General features: G+C 30.8%; 4 protein-coding genes and 1 pseudogene. 1 reads left to right on the top strand and 4 read right to left on the bottom strand.

Annotated features, from left to right (window positions below; translation table 11 throughout):
- The 3 genes from JJE11_RS14930 to speD all read right to left on the bottom strand — a co-directional run.
- Nucleotides 1-674: GntR family transcriptional regulator (locus JJE11_RS14930; RefSeq protein WP_291637018.1), on the bottom strand; the 674-nt coding region annotated here is incomplete at its 3' end.
- Between the two features lie 41 nt (nucleotides 675-715).
- Nucleotides 716-1,609, bottom strand: coding sequence for a D-alanine--D-alanine ligase (locus JJE11_RS14925; protein WP_291637016.1), 894 nt, complete (start codon nucleotides 1,607-1,609; stop codon nucleotides 716-718).
- 163 nt (nucleotides 1,610-1,772) lie between these two features.
- Nucleotides 1,773-2,591, bottom strand: coding sequence for an adenosylmethionine decarboxylase (speD, locus tag JJE11_RS14920; protein ID WP_291637014.1), 819 nt, complete (start codon nucleotides 2,589-2,591; stop codon nucleotides 1,773-1,775).
- Nucleotides 2,592-2,882: 291 nt separating this feature from the next.
- Here speD and asd point away from each other — a divergent pair, with 291 nt between their 5' ends.
- On the top strand, nucleotides 2,883-3,968 hold the full coding sequence (asd, locus tag JJE11_RS14915; protein WP_291637012.1) for an aspartate-semialdehyde dehydrogenase: 1,086 nt from the start codon (nucleotides 2,883-2,885) through the stop codon (nucleotides 3,966-3,968).
- A gap of 489 nt (nucleotides 3,969-4,457) precedes the next feature.
- Here the strand turns inward: asd and JJE11_RS14910 are convergent.
- A pseudogene (locus tag JJE11_RS14910) lies at nucleotides 4,458-4,656 on the bottom strand (precorrin-6Y C5,15-methyltransferase (decarboxylating) subunit CbiT); the annotation flags it as partial.

Genomic DNA, 4,656 nt, shown 5'->3' with positions numbered 1-4,656 from the left:
TCATGAAGCTTCATTAACTTTATAGCTGTATTATGGGTAGGATTTTCGCATATGATTTTGTCTCCCTTTTCAGTAATTGAAGATAAAACTATATCAAATCCTTCTGTAAATCCATTAGTTATTAAGATGCTTTTATTAGTTGTGTTCACTCCCTTTTGTCTCATATACTCCAGCATGAAATTAATTAATGGCTTATACCCCTTTGCATAACCATAATTAAGGATTTTTTCACCTTCTATTGAAATTGTGTTTAGGAAAGCCCTCTTAAATTCTTCAATATCAAATAAACTTTCATCAGGTGCTATAGTTTTAAAAGAAATCATACCTTTTTCATATAGTTTTTCATGCTTCATAATATCTAATTTTTCAGCACAATTGGCATAACTACTAATATTATTAGCCCATTTCATATTCCACTCATTATTCTTATTTATATCTATTTTAGATACAAAGGTGCCCATGCCGTCTACAGTGTAGGTCAAATTACAATCGCAAAGAAGTTCGTATGCTCTCATGATAGTAGTTCTGCTTACCTTTATTATAGATGCCATCTCTCTAGTTGAGGGCAGCTTACTTTCAGACGGCAGCATTCCATCTTCAATCATTCCCTTCATATACTTGTAGACTTGAATATAAATAATCTCATGTTTATTTAACTTTATATCAAAAAACATTAAAACACCTTCCATCTATAATATATAACTGTGTGATTTTATTATAATAAAGAGTATTGAATCATTTTATCTAAAAGCTGACTAAAAGTTAGTCCAAAAGCAGCCGCACTTTTAGGTAAAAGACTGTTTTGAGTCATACCTGGGAGAGTATTTATCTCCAGCACATAAACTTTTTCATCCCTTATTATCATATCAATTCTAGCATATGCCTTTAATTTAAAGGTATCCCAGCATTTCAAACAAATTTCCTCAACCTCTTCTCTTAACGCTTCAGGCAATTCGATAATTATTTCTTCCGCACCATCCTGATCATATTTTGAGCTATAATTAAAGAATTCTGAATTAGGTTTTATAGAAAGTACGGGAAGCATCTCACCATTTAACATAGAACATGTTATTTCTTCACCTTTTATATATTCTTCAATTATAATTTCATCATCGTATTTTAAAGCCTCTTTAACTCCCTTTTTAAGTTCCTCAATCGAATTTGCCAATATAGTTCCAATACTTGATCCTCCACTATTAGGTTTTACAATTAACGGATACCCTATATCTTCTATTATACTATAATTTATTTTATTTTCATCTTTTACTATCATCCACTTTGGTGTTTTTATTCCTTCTGCTACAAACAATTTCTTACATATATTTTTATTCATACATAATGCACTAGCTAAAACACCGCAGCCTGAAAAAGGTATCCCCATACTTTCTAATATAGCTTGAATTGTTCCATCTTCACCGAATTTTCCATGAAGCGCAATAAATGCAAACTCCAAACCTTTCACGCTTTCTATAAGTTCATTTTGGCTATTTATTGATAATGGTATAACCTCATATTTATCTTTATCTAACTTTTCACTAATCTGTTTTCCAGTCCCAAGAGATACTTCCCTTTCTGCTGATATTCCTCCCATTATAACTCCTATTTTCATACAATCACCCCTAAATTTTATTTTTATAGTGTTTTCCTAATATTATTATATTATATGTTTTCTTAATATTATTATATGATATGTTTTCTAATAACGTAAGAACCACTACATCGCTAATTTCATGATGTAGTGGTATCTATAATTCATTATTATTTTTAAGAAATTACCCATTAGAAATATCCATGCCATAAAATATTTCTACCATTTCTTTTTTTAATTTCTTTATAATATCAGATTTTTCATCTTCATTTAAATCTTCTTGTCTAATCTCAAATAAATAATTATCAAGCTCAAAATCATTTAATATCATTTTTGTATGAAATATATTAGATTGATAAATATTCATATCAATTAAATTGTATCTATTTATGGTTTCACTGGCAATGTAATTTTGTATAGAATTGATTTCATGATCTATAAAATGTTTATTACCATCTATATCCCTAGTAAAACCGCGGACCCTATAATCAATAGTAATAATATCTGAATCAAAACTACCGATCAAGTAATTTAGAGCTTTTAGTGGGGATATAGTACCACAAGTGGCTACATCTATATCTACTCTAAAAGTGCTTATATCATTTTGAGGATGGCTTTCAGGATAGGTGTGTACTGTTACATGACTTTTATCTAAATGTCCCACAATATTCTCACGAGTTGGAGTTAGAACACCCCTATTACAGGAAGAATCTACTAAATATATCGGAATTTCATCCTCTGAAATAAGTAATGTTACGCTTGCTCCTTGGGGATCATAGTCCTGTTTCGCAATATTTAACACACTGGCGCCTATTATTTCAGTAACATCAGTGAGAATTTTTGTTAATCTCTCAGCGTTATATTGTTCATCAATATACTCTATATATTTCTTGCGATCTTCTTCTGTTTTTGTATAACAAATATCATAAATATTAAAACTTAATGATTTTGTTAGGTTATTAAATCCATATAATTTTATTTTATTTTTGTCATTCTTAACCAACTTTATTCCCCATTTCTATTAGCTTCTTCTAGAAAAATTATATAACTTATTGCTATATTGTCAAGCCATAAATTTATTGTTTTTGTTTGTAAATTTATTGTCTTAGTCCATTCTACATAATTATCCCCTTGAAGTATATGCTTTTTAACATTATAATCATTAATAATAGTAACATAAATTATTAAATGTCTTAATATTACTATTCCCTTTATAACATAATATGAATATATTTAAATATAATATTTATATTTTTCAAAAATATATATCATTAGAATCGGAGGTATTAATACAATGAAGAAAAAATTAAAAGTTGGATTATTAGGTGGAACTGGATTTGTTGGGCAACGTCTTGTTACACTACTTGAAAATCACCCTTATTTTGAAATAGTTGTTATTGCTGCTAGTGAGAACTCTGTGGGTAAAACATATTTTGAGGCAGTAAATAGCAGATGGAAATTGGATATCCCTATGCCTGAAAATGTCAAAAACATGGTAATAAAAAATATAAATGAGGTAGATGCAATAAGCCGTGAAGTAGATTTTGTATTCTGCGCCGTTAATATGCCTGCAAATGAAATAAGAGCAATTGAAGAAAAATATGCAAAATCTGAAACTCCTGTAGTTTCAAATAACTCTGCAAATCGTGGTACTCCTGATGTTCCAATGGTTATTCCAGAAGTAAATGCTGACCATTTAGAATTAATTCATGCACAGCGCAAGAGACTCGGCACTAAAAGAGGTTTTATTGTTGTTAAGCCAAACTGCTCGATTCAAAGCTATGTTCCTGCTATAAGTGCACTTATGGAATTTAAGCCTACAAAAATATTAGCTTGCACTTATCAAGCTATATCTGGCTCAGGGAAAATATTCTCGGACTGGCCAGAAATTATGGATAATGTAATACCATATATAGGTGGAGAAGAAGAAAAAAGTGAGCAAGAACCCCTAAAAGTTTGGGGTCATATTGAGAATGATAAGGTAGTTAATGCCGTACAGCCTATAATCACAACTCAATGCATACGCGTTCCTGTGTCAGATGGCCATTTAGCTGCAGTGTTTGTTTCCTTTGAAAATAAACCATCAAAAGAAGAAATTTTAAAGCATTGGGCTGATTTCAAAGGTAAACCACAACTTTTAAAACTTCCAAATGCCCCACAGCAATTTTTAACATACTTTGAGGAGAATGATAGACCTCAAACTAAGCTTGATAGAAATATTGAAAAAGGTATGGGAGTAACAATTGGAAGACTGCGCGAGGATACTTTGTTTGACTATAAATTTGTTTCCCTATCTCATAACACCCTACGTGGTGCAGCCGGTGGAGCATTGCTCACAGCTGAACTCTTAATGGCTGAAGGGTATTTGACTTCAAAATAATTTAAAAAGTACTTATGCTAGAAAATAGCATAAGTACTTTTTTGTTTATAGTAGTGTTAGTGCTAGTTAGGGTAGGGATAGTTGGGGACAGGTAACAACTAAATGAGATTAAGAAGATTAAGGTGGGGGACGGTTAATAACTAATGCTTATCATATGTTTTAAAGTTGGGTAAGGTTGGGTAAGGTTGGGGACAGTTAACAACTAGTCCTTATCTAAATCTCAAACAAATTCTATGTCAAACACAAATTAAGTTATGGAAAGCTAACAATTATTTAGTTTTAATGAAGTTAGCTGAATGACGTTAGTTGGGGACAGGTAACAATTAATGCTAATTCTTGTTAAAATCTCAATTATCATGATAAATTTCATCCAACACAACAATTCAATTACACAATTACAATTCAATTAAAGTGCAATTAAAGTGAGGGACAGTTGATGACTAATGCCTGTCCTAATGCCGAATTAATGCTTGTCTTACAAAATTTTTGTTAATGCTTTTTTCCACTCACTACAAATATAGGATTATTTGCCATTAACATATAGCTCTGCCCTTTTGTCTTACTTACTTGAACCTGTACACATTCTACTTCATAATTTAACCCTTTTAGAGCTTCCATAGCCTTGTAGACATTATTTATTGTTATAAAGTTTAAAACAATATTTCTGTTTTTCTTCAGTTTGCTACCG

Source organism: Clostridium sp. (assembly GCF_016650095.1).
Lineage (GTDB): Bacteria > Bacillota > Clostridia > Clostridiales > Clostridiaceae > Clostridium_AD.
This window is presented reverse-complemented; position numbering and strand designations above follow the sequence as displayed.